Annotated in this window: 16 protein-coding genes; 8 read left to right on the top strand and 8 right to left on the bottom strand. The window is 40.2% G+C overall.

Annotated elements, in window-relative coordinates; all coding sequences use genetic code 11:
• Positions 1 to 3: 3 nt before the first annotated feature.
• From ACERCF_RS06055 to prfC, 5 genes are all read right to left on the bottom strand, one after another.
• Positions 4 to 1,590 (bottom strand): ABC transporter substrate-binding protein, encoded by a 1,587-nt coding sequence (locus tag ACERCF_RS06055; protein ID WP_373624983.1) that lies wholly within the window; start codon positions 1,588 to 1,590, stop codon positions 4 to 6.
• 134 nt (positions 1,591 to 1,724) lie between these two features.
• On the bottom strand, positions 1,725 to 2,486 hold the full coding sequence (locus tag ACERCF_RS06060) for a phosphodiester glycosidase family protein (RefSeq protein ID WP_373611172.1): 762 nt from the start codon (positions 2,484 to 2,486) through the stop codon (positions 1,725 to 1,727).
• Positions 2,487 to 2,497: 11 nt separating this feature from the next.
• Entirely contained in the window at positions 2,498 to 2,893 is a 396-nt protein-coding gene (locus ACERCF_RS06065) for a type II toxin-antitoxin system VapC family toxin (protein WP_373611171.1), read from the bottom strand.
• Positions 2,890 to 3,150: a type II toxin-antitoxin system Phd/YefM family antitoxin gene (locus ACERCF_RS06070; RefSeq protein ID WP_373624984.1), complete on the bottom strand. Its 261-nt coding sequence runs from the start codon at positions 3,148 to 3,150 to the stop codon at positions 2,890 to 2,892. Before ACERCF_RS06070 ends, ACERCF_RS06065 begins: the two co-directional genes overlap by 4 nt.
• Before the next feature lie 104 nt (positions 3,151 to 3,254).
• A complete protein-coding gene (prfC, locus tag ACERCF_RS06075; protein WP_373624985.1) occupies positions 3,255 to 4,835 on the bottom strand; it encodes a peptide chain release factor 3 in 1,581 nt (526 codons plus the stop codon).
• Positions 4,836 to 5,055: 220 nt separating this feature from the next.
• On the opposite strand from prfC, the gene ACERCF_RS06080 reads away from it, so the two are divergent.
• The 3 genes from ACERCF_RS06080 to ychF all read left to right on the top strand — a co-directional run bounded on the left by ACERCF_RS06080 (position 5,056) and on the right by ychF (position 7,800).
• A complete protein-coding gene (locus ACERCF_RS06080; protein ID WP_373624986.1) occupies positions 5,056 to 5,925 on the top strand; it encodes a D-alanyl-D-alanine carboxypeptidase family protein in 870 nt (289 codons plus the stop codon).
• 85 nt (positions 5,926 to 6,010) lie between these two features.
• Positions 6,011 to 6,595 carry an aminoacyl-tRNA hydrolase gene (gene pth / locus ACERCF_RS06085; RefSeq protein ID WP_373611166.1) on the top strand — a complete coding sequence of 195 codons (585 nt, stop codon included), beginning with the start codon at positions 6,011 to 6,013 and terminating at the stop codon, positions 6,593 to 6,595.
• A gap of 113 nt (positions 6,596 to 6,708) precedes the next feature.
• Positions 6,709 to 7,800 carry a redox-regulated ATPase YchF gene (gene ychF / locus ACERCF_RS06090; RefSeq protein WP_373611165.1) on the top strand — a complete coding sequence of 364 codons (1,092 nt, stop codon included), beginning with the start codon at positions 6,709 to 6,711 and terminating at the stop codon, positions 7,798 to 7,800.
• Between the two features lie 41 nt (positions 7,801 to 7,841).
• Here the strand turns inward: ychF and ACERCF_RS06095 are convergent, their stop codons facing one another.
• Positions 7,842 to 8,597, bottom strand: a complete 756-nt coding sequence (locus tag ACERCF_RS06095; protein ID WP_373624987.1) for an SIMPL domain-containing protein — start codon at positions 8,595 to 8,597, stop codon at positions 7,842 to 7,844.
• Between the two features lie 290 nt (positions 8,598 to 8,887).
• On the opposite strand from ACERCF_RS06095, the gene ACERCF_RS06100 reads away from it, so the two are divergent.
• The 4 genes from ACERCF_RS06100 (at position 8,888) to ACERCF_RS06115 (ending at position 13,487) form a co-directional block, all read left to right on the top strand.
• Positions 8,888 to 10,492 carry an L-lactate permease gene (locus ACERCF_RS06100; protein ID WP_373624988.1) on the top strand — a complete coding sequence of 535 codons (1,605 nt, stop codon included), beginning with the start codon at positions 8,888 to 8,890 and terminating at the stop codon, positions 10,490 to 10,492.
• A 137-nt stretch (positions 10,493 to 10,629) separates the two neighbouring features.
• Positions 10,630 to 11,361, top strand: a complete 732-nt coding sequence (locus ACERCF_RS06105) for a (Fe-S)-binding protein (protein WP_373611161.1) — start codon at positions 10,630 to 10,632, stop codon at positions 11,359 to 11,361.
• A 1-nt stretch (position 11,362) separates the two neighbouring features.
• Positions 11,363 to 12,772 carry a LutB/LldF family L-lactate oxidation iron-sulfur protein gene (locus ACERCF_RS06110; protein ID WP_373611160.1) on the top strand — a complete coding sequence of 470 codons (1,410 nt, stop codon included), beginning with the start codon at positions 11,363 to 11,365 and terminating at the stop codon, positions 12,770 to 12,772.
• 13 nt (positions 12,773 to 12,785) lie between these two features.
• Positions 12,786 to 13,487: a LutC/YkgG family protein gene (locus tag ACERCF_RS06115; protein ID WP_373611159.1), complete on the top strand. Its 702-nt coding sequence runs from the start codon at positions 12,786 to 12,788 to the stop codon at positions 13,485 to 13,487.
• A gap of 152 nt (positions 13,488 to 13,639) precedes the next feature.
• Here the strand turns inward: ACERCF_RS06115 and ACERCF_RS06120 are convergent, their stop codons facing one another.
• Together ACERCF_RS06120 and rph are read right to left on the bottom strand one after the other, a co-directional pair.
• Positions 13,640 to 15,940: a TonB-dependent receptor gene (locus ACERCF_RS06120; RefSeq protein ID WP_373624989.1), complete on the bottom strand. Its 2,301-nt coding sequence runs from the start codon at positions 15,938 to 15,940 to the stop codon at positions 13,640 to 13,642.
• Positions 15,941 to 16,124: 184 nt separating this feature from the next.
• Positions 16,125 to 16,841 carry a ribonuclease PH gene (gene rph, locus ACERCF_RS06125; protein WP_373611157.1) on the bottom strand — a complete coding sequence of 239 codons (717 nt, stop codon included), beginning with the start codon at positions 16,839 to 16,841 and terminating at the stop codon, positions 16,125 to 16,127.
• Between the two features lie 273 nt (positions 16,842 to 17,114).
• Here rph and ACERCF_RS06130 point away from each other — a divergent pair, with 273 nt between their 5' ends.
• Positions 17,115 to 17,978, top strand: a complete 864-nt coding sequence (locus ACERCF_RS06130) for a YicC/YloC family endoribonuclease (RefSeq protein ID WP_373624990.1) — start codon at positions 17,115 to 17,117, stop codon at positions 17,976 to 17,978.
• Positions 17,979 to 17,984 lie beyond the last annotated feature (6 nt).

Here is a 17,984-nt window from a genome sequence, read left to right on the forward strand (position 1 = left end):
AAATTATTTACTTAACTTTTCCAAATAAAAACGTCTTTCAAACGGATCAAGTGTCAAGCCATTAATACCTTGATGCCCTACAACTGTTTGTTGGTCGTACACAATCGGAATAATCGGCAATTCATCGTGAATAATTTGGCTCACTTGTTGCTTTGATTGCTTCGATTTTGCAGGATCGATTTCTGTTTCAAGTTGTTTTAGGGCTTGATCTAGCGTTTCATTACGCCAGTTCATTGTTCCCCAATCGCTTCCACCATTAGCAAAGTCTTGCACTAATAAGGCGAACGGATCGAGGGTTTTCGCATAGTTGAACGCATAAAGAGCCATCTCTAAAGTACCATTTTGATGCCCTAGCGGAATTTCACTGAAGTTACCGACAGATACATTCACATCAACCCCGATTTTCTTCCATTCAGCTTGTAAAATAGTCGCAATAATCGGCAATTCAGGGCGATCTGAATAGGTTCTCAATGTGAAGCTAAACGGTTTGCCCTCTTTGGTTAATTTGCCTTCTGCATTATATTCATAACCGGAAGCGGTCAAGTTTTCCTTAATTTTTGCAATTGTCTCATCGTGGCTTAAGGTTGGTTCAGTTGTTGCAACACGCCAGTCAGCAAACGCTTTCGGTAAAATTTGGTCTGCCATTCCATCTTGAATTTTTAAGATCTGCTCGGCAATCGCTTTACGGTTAATTGCTTGCGATAAGGCTTGGCGAATGGCTAAGTCATTAAAGAACGGCTTTGCAACGTCCATTTTGAGCTGAGTGGTACGAGCAATAGAGGTGTTAATCAACTGTAAATTTGGATCAGCTTTTAGACGTGCCACGCTCGCTTTATCTAAGTTGAAGACTAACGAGGTTTTATCGCTCTGTGCCATTAAAGTACGGGTTTCGCTGCGGCTGCTTGCCAAGTAATTCGCTTGCTGAAGTTGTGGTTTACTGCCCCAATATTCATCAAAACGAATGCTTTCTAATTTTTGTGGGGGTTCAATTTTCGTTGCTTTGAATGCACCAGTACCGATTACCTGTGCCACATCGCCTTTTTCATCAAAACTTTCTTCCGTCAAAATTAAGGTGGTGTAGTGGGTTAAGAAAGAAGGGAACGGCACAAAAGATTTCGTTAATTCAAATTGAATTTGGTTGTTATCAAGCGCTTTGATCTCTTTGATAAAGGCTTTTTGCAAAACACCCGGTTTTGAAAGTGCAATTTTTAATGATTTTTCGACCGCTTGTGCGGTTAAAGGCTTGCCGTTATGGAATTTTGCAGTACGCAGAGAGAATGTCCAAACTGTAGCATCAGCATTACTTTCCCACTTAGTTGCTAAACCTTCTACTAATTGCCCTTCAAGGTTGGCTTCAACTAAGGTTTCAGCAATATTCATACGTTGGAAAATCACGCCAGATTGGTTTAAATCTAAGCTATTTAATTCCCAAGGAGCAACAATAGTTACAAGCGGTAAAGTTTCTGGATTTTTTTTCGATTGCTCAGGTTGTGCCACTGGTTGCTCTACTTTTGCTTGTGCATTATTCTTATCATCACAAGCTGCAACGCAAAATGCCGCCATTGTTAATGGAATTAACCATTTTTTCATTCTATTTGTCTCCATAAAAAAATAAGGGATTACTATAACGGCGGAACTTTAGCATATTTCCATAAAAAAAGTGGAGCTATTTTTAGTTGAGTATTTTAATTGGTTATTTAATGATCAAGAGTGTGAAGTGAATTTTATTTTTGCACAGGAAGAATTTTTATCCCAAAATGATTGGCAACTTTACGTTCTTCCTTTTGTAAAACAGGCAGTGAATTTACCCGCTTGTTACCAATTACCATCGTTGAACTTCCGCCACCGTCAAGGTTGATTGCCCTTGTGAGTTCAAGTTTATGAGCGGCTTCTGCTAGCTCATTTAGGGTTACGCCTCCGAAGGCAAACTGTCTTCCTTCAACCACAACAAGATAGAGCCAGTTTTTCTCGTCGTTCAAACCAAGCAGGGTGCGAGGGTGTTTATCGTGAAAAATACTTTGAACACAACCTACTTTGTCGGTATCGGCACACTCAAACTTTTTACTTTTTGCGTTGTACCAATGCCAGCCGCTAATAGCAACTTGCCATTTTGGGTTGTGGGGAGTCGCTTTATTTTTATCTTCAATTAAGCATTTATTTGCTTTATCACACGCAAAAATCACTCGATTTCTCACATCGTTATATTTTGACCAGCGTTTGCCTTGAGTTACGACTAAACCAATAGGGGTGTAATCTTTCCAATAAAAATTGGCATTAATCGCAACATCAGTTTCATATTTCTGAGCGAATTGAGATACGGTAGATTCACTATCACTTTTCTGTGAGCCAATCAGTTGAATATTGCCGCAGTTGAGATCCACTCGTGTAATATGAACAGGAGATTGGTTTGAGTACTCAATACATTGGTTTTCGGCGTAGCAAAAGCTCGCTAGAAAGAGTGATAAGGGGAGGAAATATTTTTTCATAGCAAAATAGATTAGCTGGCATTCATTATAAAAGGCTTGTGATATTGTAAAATGATATTATCTGCAGTTAAAAAGAAGAGCCTTTCAATTTCTGCTTGAGCGATAAGCATTCTATCAAAAGGATCTCGATGAATTAGCGGTAACTCTGATTGCTTTAAAATATGTGCTAACGTGATGGGTAAAGTGCGAAAACCAGCATTAACTAAACCATTTTCGAATGCCGATACATCAACATCAAAATCAGGCTTACCAAGCGAAGATTTAATCGAAATTTCCCATAAACTCGCTAAACTAAAATAGAGCTCGTTATTCGGGTCTTCTAATAATTCAAGCACTTGTGACGAAAATTTGTCTTTTTTATCCCAAGCCATCCAAAGTAAGATATGGGTATCTAACAAGATTTTCATTCGTTTTCCCCACCAAACATTGCTGCTATTTCATTTTCATACAAGCGGTCAAAATTATCAGGGATTTTGCAAGTTGATTGCTTCATAAAACCAAAACGTTTTTGTGGAGTATTGTCATCTAAAGGGACAATTTTTACCTGAGCTTTACCTGATTTGGCGATAATCATCGGCTTACCAAATTTCTTCACCTCTTCTACAATGCGAGAAAGATGGGTTTTGGCTTCGTGTATATTGATAGTTTCAATCGGTGCGTGCATCTTATTATTCTCCTTAGTTTGATTTCTTAGTTTAGTTTTATTTTCTAGTTTAGTCAAATTTTGAGCAAAAAATAAGCTCGACTTTTAGTGCCGAGCTTTTATGATTAATGCTCCCTTGTTTTAAAGAAAGTTACATCTGGATAACGTTCTTGTGCAAGGTTTAGATTTACCATTGTTGGAGCGATGTAAGTGAGGTTATCGCCACCATCTAGGGCTAAGTTTGCCTCATTTTTGCGTTTAAATTCTTCGAATTTTTTCGCATCAGAGCATTCTACCCAACGAGCGGTTGCCACGTTTACGGTTTCGTAAATCGCCTCTACGTTATATTCCGATTTTAGGCGTGAAACCACCACGTCAAACTGTAGCACACCCACCGCACCTACGATTAAATCGTTATTAATGAGTGGACGGAATACTTGCACCGCTCCTTCTTCCGAAAGTTGCACCAAGCCTTTTAGTAACTGCTTTTGCTTAAGTGGATCTTTCAAGCGAATGCGGCGGAACAATTCTGGTGCGAAGTTTGGAATACCAGTAAATTTCAAGTTTTCGCCTTGCGTAAAGGTATCGCCAATCTGGATTGTGCCGTGATTGTGTAAGCCGATAATATCGCCTGCGTAAGCCTCTTCTGCGTGTGAGCGGTCGCCAGCCATAAAGGTAAGAGCATCAGAAATCACTACATCTTTACCAATACGGATGTGCTTTAACTTCATTCCTTTTTCATATTTGCCTGAAACAACACGCATAAAGGCAACACGGTCGCGGTGCTTTGGATCCATATTCGCTTGGATTTTGAATACGAAACCGCTAAATTTTTCTTCGCTTGACTCAACAGTGCGGCTGTCTGACTCACGAGATTGTGGCGCAGGAGCCCATTCGGTTAAACCATCTAAGAAGTGATTTACCCCGAAGTTACCCAATGCCGTTCCGAAGAATACTGGCGTTAATTCGCCTTTGATGAAGGCATCGTGATCAAATTCGTGAGAAGCACCTTGTACTAACTCCAATTCATCACGCAGTTGTTGGGCTAGATCATCGCCAACGGCTTGGTCTAACTCTGGGTTATCTAAGCCTTTAATAATGCGAACTTCTTGAATAGTATGCCCTTGACCTGTTTGGTAAAGGTAGGTTTCATCTTTATAAATATGATAAACCCCTTTGAATAACTTACCGCAGCCAATCGGCCAAGTAATAGGTGCACAGTTGATTTTCAGAACGCTTTCTACTTCGTCCAATAACTCCATTGGATCACGAATATCACGGTCGAGCTTGTTCATAAAGGTCAAGATTGGCGTATCACGCAGGCGGGTAACCTCCATCAATTTGATGGTACGTTCCTCAACCCCTTTTGCCGAGTCGATAACCATTAAGCAGCTATCTACAGCGGTTAAAGTACGGTAAGTATCTTCCGAGAAGTCTTCGTGTCCGGGCGTATCTAACAGGTTTACCAAGCAATCATTGTAAGGGAATTGCATTACAGAGGTGGTAATGGAGATACCACGCTGCTTTTCCATCTCCATCCAGTCCGATTTTGCGTGTTGTGCCGAGCCTTTACCTTTTACCGAACCTGCGGTTTGAATGGCATTTCCGTAAAGCAATACTTTTTCGGTAATGGTGGTTTTACCCGCATCGGGGTGGGAAATAATCGCAAAGGTGCGACGTTTATTAATTTCTTGTGGATATGACATTTTGTTCTCGATAACTAAAAAATAAAAAGGGCGGAAAGTCCGCCGAAAATTCGCTGATATTTTCGCTGATTTGAGGGAAGAGGGCAAGCGGTTAAATTTTGAGAGAATTTTGCAAATAGCATTTGCAAAAATTTTGTAAAAATCGACCGCTTGCTATGGCACAACGCAAGAAAGCGAGTAAAATACCAAACTTTGACTTTATTATTTCGACGAATCTTTTATGAAAAAATTTATTCCCGTTATTCTTGCAGCTTTGGTGCTGAGTGCTTGTTCCTCCCAGCCGGCAAAGAAGCCAAGCCCTCGTATTAAAGCGAAAGCGGCTTATATCCCAACTGAAAATTCAGCTTATGTGGTGTTTGACTTAAAGCAGAAAAAATTTTTGGAAGGAAAGAACTTTAACTTAGTTCGCCCGATTGCCTCTGTCACTAAATTGATGACCGCAGTGGTGTTTTTAGAAGAAAATCGTTACGGATCAAGCTGCCAAACACAAATTTTGCCTTCTGATGCAGATTTTATTAAAGGCACAACTAGCCCTTTACCCAAAAATACCAACATTGCTTGTAGCGAATTATTAAAAGCGATGTTAGTCCGCTCAGATAACTATGCTGCACATGCACTGGCTCACGCCACGCATTTAAATAAAGCTCAGTTTTTAGCTAGAATGAACAGCAAAGCAAGAGAAATTGGTATGACGCAAACCTACTTTGGCGATAGTTCGGGATTGTCTCCTAATAATGTTTCAACGGCAGTCGATCTCGCAAAATTAGCAGGCTATGCAGCAAGTAAACCTGAAATTCAGCAGCTTTCTAACTCACCATTAGTGAGTGTGTATGCAGGTGGTCGCTATTTGTCAATGAGGAACACTAACAGTATGGTTCGTTCTCAATCATACCAAGCCTTAGTCAGCAAAACGGGTTACACTCGTGAAGCGGGTTATAATTTAGCCTTTATTGCAAAAGGCGATTGTAGAGGGAAACAAATTGGCGTAGTGAGCTTGAATAATAGCAATGCCTCATCACGCTCTGATTTTACCGAGTCGATGTTGGCGAAATATCAATGTATACCAAACCCGTACAGGCAGTATGATTAATGGCTACCTTGAGAAAACAGCGGTTTTTCTCTACAATATCGCCTTTTAACTATTGCTTTTTAATTTAGAGAATTGAGACAAGATTGTGTCAGAAATTAAATTGATTGTCGGGCTTGCCAACCCTGGAGCAAAATATGAAGAGACTCGCCACAACGCTGGTGAGTGGCTAATTAATGAACTTGCTCGAATGTATAATGTAAGCCTCAAAGAAGAAGCCAAATATTTTGGCAAAGTGGCTAAAATTAATACTCCTCAAGGCGAAATACGTTTATTAGTGCCAACCACTTTTATGAATTTAAGTGGAAAAGCGGTAGGGGCATTAGCTAATTTTTATCGTATTAAGCCTGAAGAAATTTTAGTGGCTCACGATGAACTTGATTTACCGCCTGGTTCGGTTAAGTTAAAAAAAGGCGGCGGACACGGCGGGCATAACGGCTTGAAAGATATTATTGCAGCTCTTGGCAATAACAAAGAGTTTTACCGTGTGCGAATTGGCATCGGACACCCGGGACATAAAGATATGGTAGCCTCTTATGTGCTAGGCAAGCCCGCTCCAGCAGAAAAAGATCTGATTAATGCGGTGGTTGATGAAGCAGCTCGCTGTACTGACATTTTGCTGAAAGACGGCATAGTCAAAGCAACAAATCGTTTAAATAGTTTTAAAGCATAGAATGTAGGAGCGAATTGTAATTCGCCCAATTCACTCGATTGATGGGCAAATTGCAATTTGCCTCTACAAGCGGTCAAATTTACACAAAATTTTGTAATTTAAAGGAACAAAAAATGGGATTTAAATGTGGTATTGTCGGTTTACCAAACGTGGGTAAATCAACTCTTTTCAACGCATTAACAAAAGCGGGTATTGAAGCGGCGAACTATCCGTTCTGTACCATCGAGCCAAACACAGGTGTTGTGCCAATGCCTGATCCGCGTTTAGACGCATTAGCAGAAATTGTAAAACCAGAGCGTGTATTACCAACCACAATGGAATTTGTGGATATTGCAGGTTTAGTGGCAGGGGCAAGTAAAGGCGAAGGCTTAGGTAACAAATTCTTAGCCAACATTCGTGAAACAGATGCAATCGGGCACGTTGTACGTTGCTTTGAAAATGATGATATTGTTCACGTTGCAGGTAAAATTGACCCAGCCGATGATATTGAAATCATCAATACCGAGCTAGCATTAGCTGACTTAGACAGCTGCGAGCGTGCCATTCAGCGTTTACAAAAACGTGCAAAAGGCGGCGATAAAGAGGCAAAATTTGAATTATCGATTATGGAGAAAATCTTACCTGTGCTTGAAAATGCTGGAATGATTCGCTCGGTCGATTTAGATAAAGACGAACTTCACGCGATTAAAGGTTACAACTTCTTAACCCTAAAACCAACGATGTATATCGCAAATGTAAACGAAGACGGTTTTGAGAATAACCCATATCTTGATCGTGTGCGTGAAATTGCTGAAAAAGAAGGAGCGGTGGTTGTGCCTGTGTGTGCAGCAATTGAATCTGAAATTGCAGAACTTGATGACGAAGAAAAAGTCGAGTTTTTACAAGATTTAGGCATTGAAGAGCCGGGTTTAAACCGTGTAATTCGTGCGGGCTACCGCTTACTTAACCTACAAACCTACTTTACTGCAGGCGTGAAAGAAGTGCGTGCGTGGACGGTTTCAGTAGGGGCAACCGCACCAAAAGCAGCAGCAGTTATCCACACCGATTTTGAGAAAGGCTTTATCCGTGCGGAAGTAATTGCTTACCAAGATTTTATCGACCACAAAGGCGAAGCTGGAGCAAAAGAAGCAGGTAAATGGCGTTTAGAAGGAAAAGAGTATATCGTTCAAGATGGAGATGTAATGCACTTCCGTTTCAATGTGTAAAATTTTCCGAAAAAAGACCGCTCGTAAGCGGTCTTTTTTTGTTAGTTAATTGCGTATTGAATGGTTACGACTAAACGTACTTTTTTATCGATAGTTGAAGTATCGTAACTTCCGCCATAGCTATCATCACTATCTTCTGTGTTCGGGCGGCTGGATTTAATATCAAAAGAACCTTGTGAAGCTGAACGTAGTAAGCCAACCTTTACATTACTGGTTTTGGCAAATTCTTCTGCTCGTACATAGGCATCTTGTGTTGCTTTTGCGATTAAATCACGTTTGATTCCTTCCAAATTCTCTAAATAATAATCGGGCTGGCTAAAATCAATCGCTTCATTTTCCGCTCGTAAGAATTGGATTTTTGATAAGGCGTTTTGTAGTTTGACTAAATCTTTGGTAGAGAGAACGATTGAACGTGTCGCGTTATAGCCGTTTTTGCGAGAACGATCTTTACCAAATTCGTCCACATAATATTCGGTTCTTTCATTTACTGAAAGCTCGGTAATTTCACGCTCCGTATCCAAAAAGCCTTGCTCTTTCAAAAACTTCACTGCTTGATTTAAGTTTTGCTGATTGGCTTTCATTGCATCGTTATAGGTTAAACCCCAACCAAAAATAGACACTCGCCAAGTACCTAGCGTGGCTTTATGTTCAGCTTCGGCAAGACCTTTTACGGTAATAACGCCTGTTTGCTGTAAGTTTTTGAATTGATGCCCGAGAATAAAGGCGGCTGCCATTAAGCCGATAGCCAAAATAACGCCAAAAATGGCAAGATAGCGGTTGTTAGAGGTTAAAGACATAACACTTCCTTAAAGAATAAAATAATTTTGACTTATTATATTTGATTGAATTTAAAAATAGATAACAAGCGGTCAATTTTTATAAAATTTTTGCAAAATAAACTCCAAAAATGAATAACTATTGGGGGTTATTCATAAAAAAATTAGTCTTTTTTTTAATCATACGAACCTTAAAAATTTGAATTAGATCACAAATTTGTAACAACCAAGTTACATTAGATTGCTTTAGGAGTAAAATGCGCACCTGTCAGACCAGTAAGGTCATTTTATAATCATAAAAGAGGTGTTCTATGGCTCTATTTCTGAGCGTCTTTCCGATTGTTTTACTTATTTATTTAATGGTAAAACGCAATGCGTTGCCATCTTATGTGGCTCTTCCACTAACCGCATTACTCATTTTTATTCTTCAACTTACCTATTTTGGTAATGATACTACCTTAATCTTTGCAAATATTATTGCAGGTTTAGGCGATGTATTAACGCCAATTACGGTTATTTTTGGTGCAATTTTATTTAACCGCTTCTCTGAAGTATCAGGTGCAACCAATACAATCCGTAAATGGTTAGGGGCAATTAATCCAAATCCAATCGCACAATTAATGATTATCAGTTGGGCATTTGCGTTTATGATTGAAGGTGCGTCAGGTTTCGGAACGCCGGCAGCTATCGCTGCGCCTATCTTAGTTGGTTTAGGTTTTAAACCATTACAAGTGGCAATGTTGGCGCTTGTGATGAACTCTGTACCGGTATCATTCGGGGCAGTAGGTACACCAACGTGGTTCGGTATGGGTCCATTATTAAAAGATGGCTTATTGACAGATGCTCAAGTGCTTGAAATTGGTTCTATGACAGCATTAATTCACGCTATTGCGGCATTAATTATTCCGATTATGGCACTACGTTTAATCGTGAGCTGGAAAGAAATTCGTCAGAATATCGTGTTTATCTACATTAGTATTTTAGCTTGTGTTGTTCCTTATATCATTATTGCTCAATTTAACTATGAATTCCCTTCATTAGTGGCGGGTGCAATTGGTTTATTGGTGTCTGTATTTGTGGCAAATGCAGGGATCGGCTTGGCTAAAGTAGAGAATAATTTAGCCGGTGAAAAAGCCACAACAGGTGAAGTTGCGAAAGCATTATTACCAACAGGTTTGTTAATTTTTATCTTAGTGATTACCCGTATTCAACAAATTCCGTTTAAAACTTGGTTAAATGATGCAACAACTTGGATTACAAGTTCAGTAGGCTTTGCTAACTTTGAAATCAGCCAAGGTTTAATTTTCGCATTGAAAAATATCTTAGGCACGAATGTTGCAACCAGCTATAAATTACTTTATGTACCGGCGTTAATTCCGTTCGTGATTACGGTATTAATCTGTTTACCGATTTTCTCGGTATCAGGTAAAAATACCAAAGATATTTTCGGCACATCATTTAACCAAGTTAAAAAGCCATTCTTAGCCCTTTTAGGTGCGATTATTATGGTAAAATTAATGTTAATTGGCGGTTCAGAGTCAATGGTACAAGTTATCGGTAGAAGTTTCGCAGAATTTACAGGTCAATCTTGGACATTATTTGCGTCATTCTTAGGTGCAATCGGTGCGTTCTTCTCGGGTTCTAACACGGTATCTAACTTAACCTTCGGTACAGTACAATACGCAACAGCCCAACAAGTTGGTTTATCAGTAACCTTAATTCTTGCATTACAATCAGTTGGTGGTGCAATGGGTAATATGGTGTGTATCAATAATATCGTAGCAGTATGTTCTGTAACAGGTATTGAGAAACAAGAAGGTAACATCATTAAGAAAACAGTTGTACCTATGATTGTGTATGGTGTTATTGCAGCAGTTGCAGCACTATTTATTGTGCCACTCTTCTATACTGTGTAATAACTAGACAATTAGTATTTAGTGAATAAAAAAGGAAGCGGTCAGATTTTGCGAATATTTTGCAAATCCCCCTTCCTTTCTCTGTCTTAAATAGGGCAGTCTGAGTTTAATTCTTATTTTTATTGTGGGAGTTCTCTATGAACGTTAATTTTTACGTTACCTGCATTGCAGATGTGATGAAAGCAGGAGTTGCAAAAAACACTGTGCTTTTATTAGAGAAATTAGGTTGCAAAATCACTTTCTTAGAAAAACAAGGTTGCTGTGGGCAACCTGCAATTAATAGCGGCTATACCAAACAAGCCCTATCGGGTATGAAAAACTTGATAGAAACCTTTGAAGCGAATGATTATCCGATCGTTGCCCCTGCAGGTTCTTGTGTTTATGCGATTAAAACTTACCCTGAGCATTTTGAGCGTTTTGGTGAATCAGAATGGGTTGCCCGTGCACAGAAAGTGGCAGATCGTTTTCACGATTTAACCGATTTTATCGTCAATAAATTAGGTGTTACTGATGTAGGTGCTTACTTACCTGGTAAAGCCGTGTATCATCCGTCTTGTAGCTTATTCCGTAAATTAGGCATTAAAGACGAACCGATCGCCTTATTACAAAATGTGAAAGGTTTGGAGTTATTACCAATCAAAAACCAAGAAACTTGCTGTGGTTTTGGTGGTACATTCTCGGTAAAAATGGCGGAAATTTCGGGCGAAATGGTAAAAGAGAAAGTCGCAAATATTGATACAGACGAGCCTGATTATTTAATCGGGGCTGATGTGAGTTGCTTGATGAACATTGGTGGTCGCTTAAGCCGTGAAGGTAAAGAGATCAAAGTAATGCACATTTCCGAAGTGTTAATGCAGGGAGGAAAATAATATGTCTTATTTACAAACTAATACCCTGCCGTTCAAGCAACGTGTTGAGCAACAAGTAAATAACGAAATTGTTCGTAAAGCCTTAGTGAAAGCTCAAGAAACTATCGGTGCAAACCGTCAGCGTATGGTTGATGAACTTGGTAACTGGGAAGAGTGGCGTGATGATGCGAAAGCAATCCGTAATCACGTTTTAGCGAACCTTGATGCTTATCTCTACCAATTAAGTGAAAAAGTCACCCAAAACGGCGGACACGTCTTCTTTGCCGAGACTGCCGAAGAAGCCACCGATTACATCAAAAACGTGGCAAAGGCTAAAAATGCGAAGAAAATCGTAAAATCAAAATCAATGGTTACCGAAGAAATCGGTATGAACCACGTTTTAGAATCTGAAGGCATCAAAATAGTTGAAACCGATTTAGGCGAATATTTACTACAAATTGTGGGAGATAAACCTTCTCATATTGTTGTGCCAGCAATCCACAAAGACCGTTATAGAATCCGCCAAGAAATGCACGATGTATTAGGCTATGAAGGCTCTGAAACCCCAGAAGAGATGACAGCATTCGTTCGCCAAAAAATTCGTGAAGATTTTTTAGAAGCGGATATTGGTATTTCAGGTTGTAACTTTGCGGTGCCGGAAACAGGTTCTGTTTGTTTAGTTACCAATGAAGGTAACTTGCGTATGGCAACCACCGTGCCAAAAACACACATCGCGGTAATGGGTATGGAGCGTATTGCACCAACTTTCAAGGAAGTTGATGTGTTAATTACAATGCTTGCCCGCAGTGCGGTAGGGGCAAAATTAACGGCTTACAACACTTGGCTAACCGGTCCTCGCCTTGAAGGCGAAACAGATGGTCCTGAAGAGTTCCATTTAGTGATTGTGGATAATGGCCGTTCAAAAATCTTAGAAAGTGAATTCCAAGAGGTTTTACGCTGTATCCGCTGTGGTGCGTGTTTGAACACTTGCCCAGCTTATCGCCAAATTGGCGGACACGGCTACGGCTCAATCTATCCGGGCCCGATTGGTTCGGTAATCTCACCACTATTAGGTGGTTACGAAGAGTTTAAAGAACTACCGTATGCTTGTTCACTCTGTACCGCTTGTAACAGTGTTTGTCCAGTGAAAATCCCACTTGCACAGTTAATCTTAAAACACCGTGAGAAAATTGCCGAGGCAGGTTTAACGCCAATGGCAGAACGCTTATCTATTTTCGGCTTCAATTTTGCTAATTCACACCCGGCACTTTGGAAAGTAGGTATGAATGTAGGGGCAAAAGTCGCAAGCAAATTCATTAAAAACGGTAAAGCTCCTGTGAATTTTGGTGCATTAGGCGAATGGACAAAAGCCCGTGATTTACCTCAACCTGAGGGAGAGAGCTTCCGTGATTGGTTCAACAACAGAGGTTAAGAGGAAAATTAAGATGGATTTACAAAATCGTGAAAATTTCTTAAATAAATTAGCACAGCGTATGGGTAGACCACGCCAGAATGTGCCTGAACCAATGCCTGTGTTGGAAAATAACCACGCTATTACACGTTTAACTGATCTTGTTCAACCACAACTTTGCCAAGAGTTTATTGACTTTGCTCGAGTAATGATGGCAGATGTTATAGAGACGAAAGAAGCAGATGTACCTAAATTGATCATCGAGATCTGTGAAAAATATGGGGGAGCAAGTGTGATCATCAATAACGATCAACGTTTAAAAGATCTGGGTATCACTTCAGCTATTCAAGCGAAGTACGAAGACAGCTATATTTGGGATTTCAACCAATCAGAAACTAACTTCGAGAAAGCACAAAATGCAAATATAGGTGTGGTATATGGCGAATATGGATTGGCGGAGTCTGGCGGTATAGTGTTATTCTCTGATAAAGAGTTCGGTCGTTCGGTGAGCTTACTGCCTGAAAAATCGGTGGTGGTATTACGCAAAAGCACAGTGCTACCTCGTGTGGCACAATTAGCTCAAATCCTGCATGAAAAAGCACAACGAGGTGAAAGAATGCCATCTTGTGTGAACATTATCTCAGGTCCCTCTGCTACTGCAGATATTGAGTTGATTAAAGTTGTTGGTGTACACGGCCCGGTGAATAAAATTTATCTGGTGATCGACGATCTGTAATTGGTAAAAAATGTAGAAAAATAACCGCTTGTAATTAGTCTTTACAAGCGGTTACAAAAAGCATCGCTTTTGAACGTTGGCAAAGCCTACGGCAGCAAAGCTGTGAACAATCCTTACAAGAATTGTGAATAATTTTTGCCAAAAATTTGCAATTAGAAGTTTACATTTAAACCAAGCATTGCATTTCTACCCATTTGTGGGATATGTGGTAGATAAGAGGCGTGCTGGTACATTTTCTGATTGAGCAGATTATCCACTTTCAGGAAAACTTGGTAATCCGTCTGATTAAACTGATTGCTGTAAGTTACACCGAGATTAACTTGGTGATGACCTTTTGTTGGCTGTTCATATTTTGAAACCTTGTTTTGATCGAAAACACGGTAATACTCAAGCATTCCAGACCAGTTTTGGTTGAAGCTTGCATTAAATCTTGCTCCTAAACGTAATGGTGGTATACGAGGTGCAGAAATATCCGGCTGAGATGCCCATTTGTCAACTTCACCTGTCCAAATATTGTAGCTCATTGCAATATTAGGTAAGTTGACTAACTTTCCACGAACATAGTCCCCGAATACGGCTAAGCGATAATTTGGTGTAAATAGATAACCAATTTCTCCTTCAACGCCGCTAAAGCGTGCTTCTCCTTGATAGTAACGATTTACTTTTAAGTTATATTCATCGGTAAAGGACTTCGGCCCACGATTATCGTTAAGGGTTAATGGGTAAATATAGTTACCGTAACGAGTGTGGAATACATTAAATTTGTAATCCCATTTATCACCAACATAGGCTAATGAAAGCTCAACTTGGTTAGAACGTTCTTTTGTTAAGTTTTTATTGCCTGCTTCAAAGGCATTTAAGGCAATATGTTTACCGTGAGCATAGAGTTCTTGTGCATTCGGTAAACGCTCTTGATGAGCGGCATTTAACGTAAGTTTATGGTTCGGGGCAAAATACCAATGGGTTGCAAATCCGTAGGAGTAACCCTTATCTTTGTGCGGATCTAGATTTGGCATTGGAGTGTTGAAACCTAACCAACGGTCAATTAATTTCACATCATAATCCATTGAAATTTTTTGGCGTTCCGCTCGCCCACTTAATTCAAAGGTGAAATCGCCTAAGTTTAAGCGTTCAATCGCAAACACACTCCACAATTTTGTTTTTGGGTTATTAAGTAAAGGTTGCTTATTAAACACTCTTGCTGCTCGTGAGGCTTCAAGGGCTAATGCGGAGGTTAATTGGTCGGTGTATTGCACACCAACAGCCCCTTTCAAGCCATTCCATTCTTTATGCACAAGCTCAAGGCGTAAGTTTTTACCTTTATTTTTGAAGTAGTTCTCTACCCGTTTGCCATCTTTTTCATCGTGATAGTAATCAACATAGTTTCCTGAGATTTTTAATGTTTCAAAGCCCGGCAGTGGATTTTTTAAACTTCCATCAAGATCAAATCGTTTGGAACGCATATCAATCCAAGGTTTACCGTGCTCGTGGTTATCTTGCCCATAGTGCGAACCACCAGGAATATGGGTGTGAAGTAAACGAATGCCCGGGTTGTTGTAATCAATATCGCCTTCTTCTGCTAAGTGTGGGTAGAAGCGTAAATAGCCTTTCGCAAACATTACTGCTTGGCGAATAATACTGATGGTGTGGTGATCATATTTATGCGTATGCCCAACCAATCCATATTTATCCTTGCGGTCGGTGTAGGCTAAACCAATATGCCCACGTTCGCCAATCCAAGAAAGCCCGATTGTACCTGTTTGGGACTGCACATCGCTGTCTGGCACTCGGTGATATGGTTTTCCTTCAATGGTAAAATTCGGAGCATAATATGCAGAGGCTTTGTTATACATACCTTGTACACGCAGTGCAAGATTGTTACCCAGTGCAAAGGTTGAACCGCCGTAGGTTAAACGCTCTTTACTCGCTGAACCAAAGCGTACACCAAATTGCCCTTCATAGCCTTTTTCCGGAATGGCTGTTGGAATTTTGTTATCAATAACATTAATCACACCAGCGGTATTTCCTGCACTATAAAGCAGGGTTGTTGGGCCACGTAAAATTTCAATGCGTTTAGCTAGTAAGGCATCAACGGTAACTGCATGATCGGGTGACATTCCCGACATATCTAAATTTTCACCGTTATTTTGTAAGATCTTCGCTCTTTTGCTCTCTTGCCCACGAATAATTGGCGTGCTTGCTCCACCCCCAAATTGGCTAGAGTGAATCCCTAATTCACCAGAAAGGGCATTACCTAAGGTAACGCCACCTTGTTTTAGTCTTTTTTCATCAACAATAGCTTCATTGCTATTTAACTCATCGCCGAGTAATTTTCCTTTTGTTGAAGGTATGCTGCCATCAACATTGATTGTCTCCAATACAGCTTCATTTGCATAACTGATCCCACTAATTGCAATAAATACTGCAGCCGCAAGATTATTTTTCTTAAACATTTTTCAAACCTCAAAAGTAAAAACCATAAATAAATAATGGAAAACGAAATTTACATTGATTTTTAAAAGAAGGCAATATATCTATAAAAAAATAATGGTTATTTAAGAGTAAGGGGAATAAAAAAATCTACATCAGGCAATTACGCCTAATGTAGATTCTTTAGTAAGATTAATAGGGAAGAGATTATTCAGTCAACGCTTTACGCTGTGCATCAACCAACTGGTTAATTCCTTGTTTTGCTAAATCTAATAAAGTGAGTAACTCTTCGTGAGAGAATGGCTCGCCTTCGGCTGTGCCTTGCACTTCGACTAAGCGACCATCTTCTACCATTACCACGTTCATATCGGTTTCAGCGTTGGAATCTTCCACATATTCTAAATCGCACACCGCTTCGCCTTCTACAATCCCCACCGAAATTGCTGCTACCAAGCCTTTCATCGGATTGGTTTTAAGTATGCCGTCTGCCACTAATTTATTCATTGCATCATATAACGCCACGCAAGCTCCAGTGATAGAGGCGGTGCGAGTGCCGCCATCGGCTTGGATTACATCACAATCTACCGTTACAGTACGTTCGCCTAAGGCTTTTAAATCTACTACCGCACGTAAAGAACGGGCGATTAAGCGTTGAATTTCCATTGTGCGTCCGCCTTGTTTGCCTTTTGCGGCTTCACGCTGTGTGCGAGAGTGGGTCGCACGAGGTAACATTCCATATTCAGCTGTTATCCAACCTTGTTGCTGACCTTTCAAAAAGCGAGGAACAGTTTCCTCCACCGTTGCGTTACATAGCACTTTGGTTTCACCAAATTCAATTAAGACTGAACCTTCAGCGTAACGAGTGTAGTTGCGGGTAATTTTAATCTCTCTCACTTGGTTATTTGCTCGATTATTTGGACGCATTTCCTTTTCCTTTTTGCTAAAATTTTTACCATTTTAACAAAGAAAACAGTAGAATGTGAGTTTTCTTTATCAAGTCTATTTTGCTCTCTCCTCTTGTGGGAGAGCGCGCTTGTTGAAGCGTTCAGTGAAACGAGCAGAGAGAGGGGTAACAAGCGGTTGATTTTATGAAATTTTTTGCAAATTCCTCTCTCTCTCTGATTTTTCTTCTGAACGAATAAAAATCTGTCCCTCTCCCACAAAGGGGAGAGGGTTACAATAATATGAGGAATACCAATGATTTATAGTATGACAGCCTTTGCCCATTTAGAAATCAAGAAAGAGTGGGGCAATGCGGTGTGGGAAATTCGCTCGGTAAATCAACGTTTTTTAGAAACCTATTTTCGCCTGCCAGAGCAGTTTCGAAACCTTGAAATGACCTTGCGTGAACGTCTGCGTTCAGCCTTAACTCGTGGCAAAGTAGAGTGCAGTTTACGCATTGATTTAAGCAAAACACAAAACAGTGAAATTGCATTAAACAAAGACTACGCAACGCAAGTGGTTCAATCATTAAAATGGTTAAAAGAGACGGCGAATGAAGGCGAAATCAACCTCGTTGATGTATTACGTTTTCCGGGTGTAGTGGATAATGAAAGCCAAGATTTAAACCAAATCGCTCAAGATCTATTAGAGGGATTTGAGCAGATTTTAGCGGACTTTATCGCAATGCGTGCGAGAGAGGGCGAAAATGTACAAGCCTTAATTCAACAGCGTTTAGAGGCAATTTCGGTTGAAGCGGCGAAAGTACAGGCGCTAATGCCTGAGATTTTGCAATGGCAGAAAGATCGCTTACAACAGCGTTTTGATGAGTTGAATTTACAGCTCGATCCACAACGTTTAGAGCAAGAAATGGTACTGCTCGCCCAACGTGTTGATGTGGCGGAGGAATTAGACCGCTTGCAACTGCACGTGAAAGAAACCACCAATATCCTGAAAAAAGGTGGTGCGGTTGGGCGTAAACTTGATTTTATGATGCAAGAGCTGAACCGTGAATCGAACACGCTTGCCTCAAAATCAATTAATGCGGAAGTAACCAATTCTGCAGTGGAACTCAAAGTGCTCATTGAGCAAATGCGTGAGCAAATTCAGAATTTAGAATAGGACAGA

The sequence above is a fragment of the Mannheimia kashgarensis genome, from assembly GCF_041807705.1.
GTDB lineage: Bacteria > Pseudomonadota > Gammaproteobacteria > Enterobacterales > Pasteurellaceae > Mannheimia.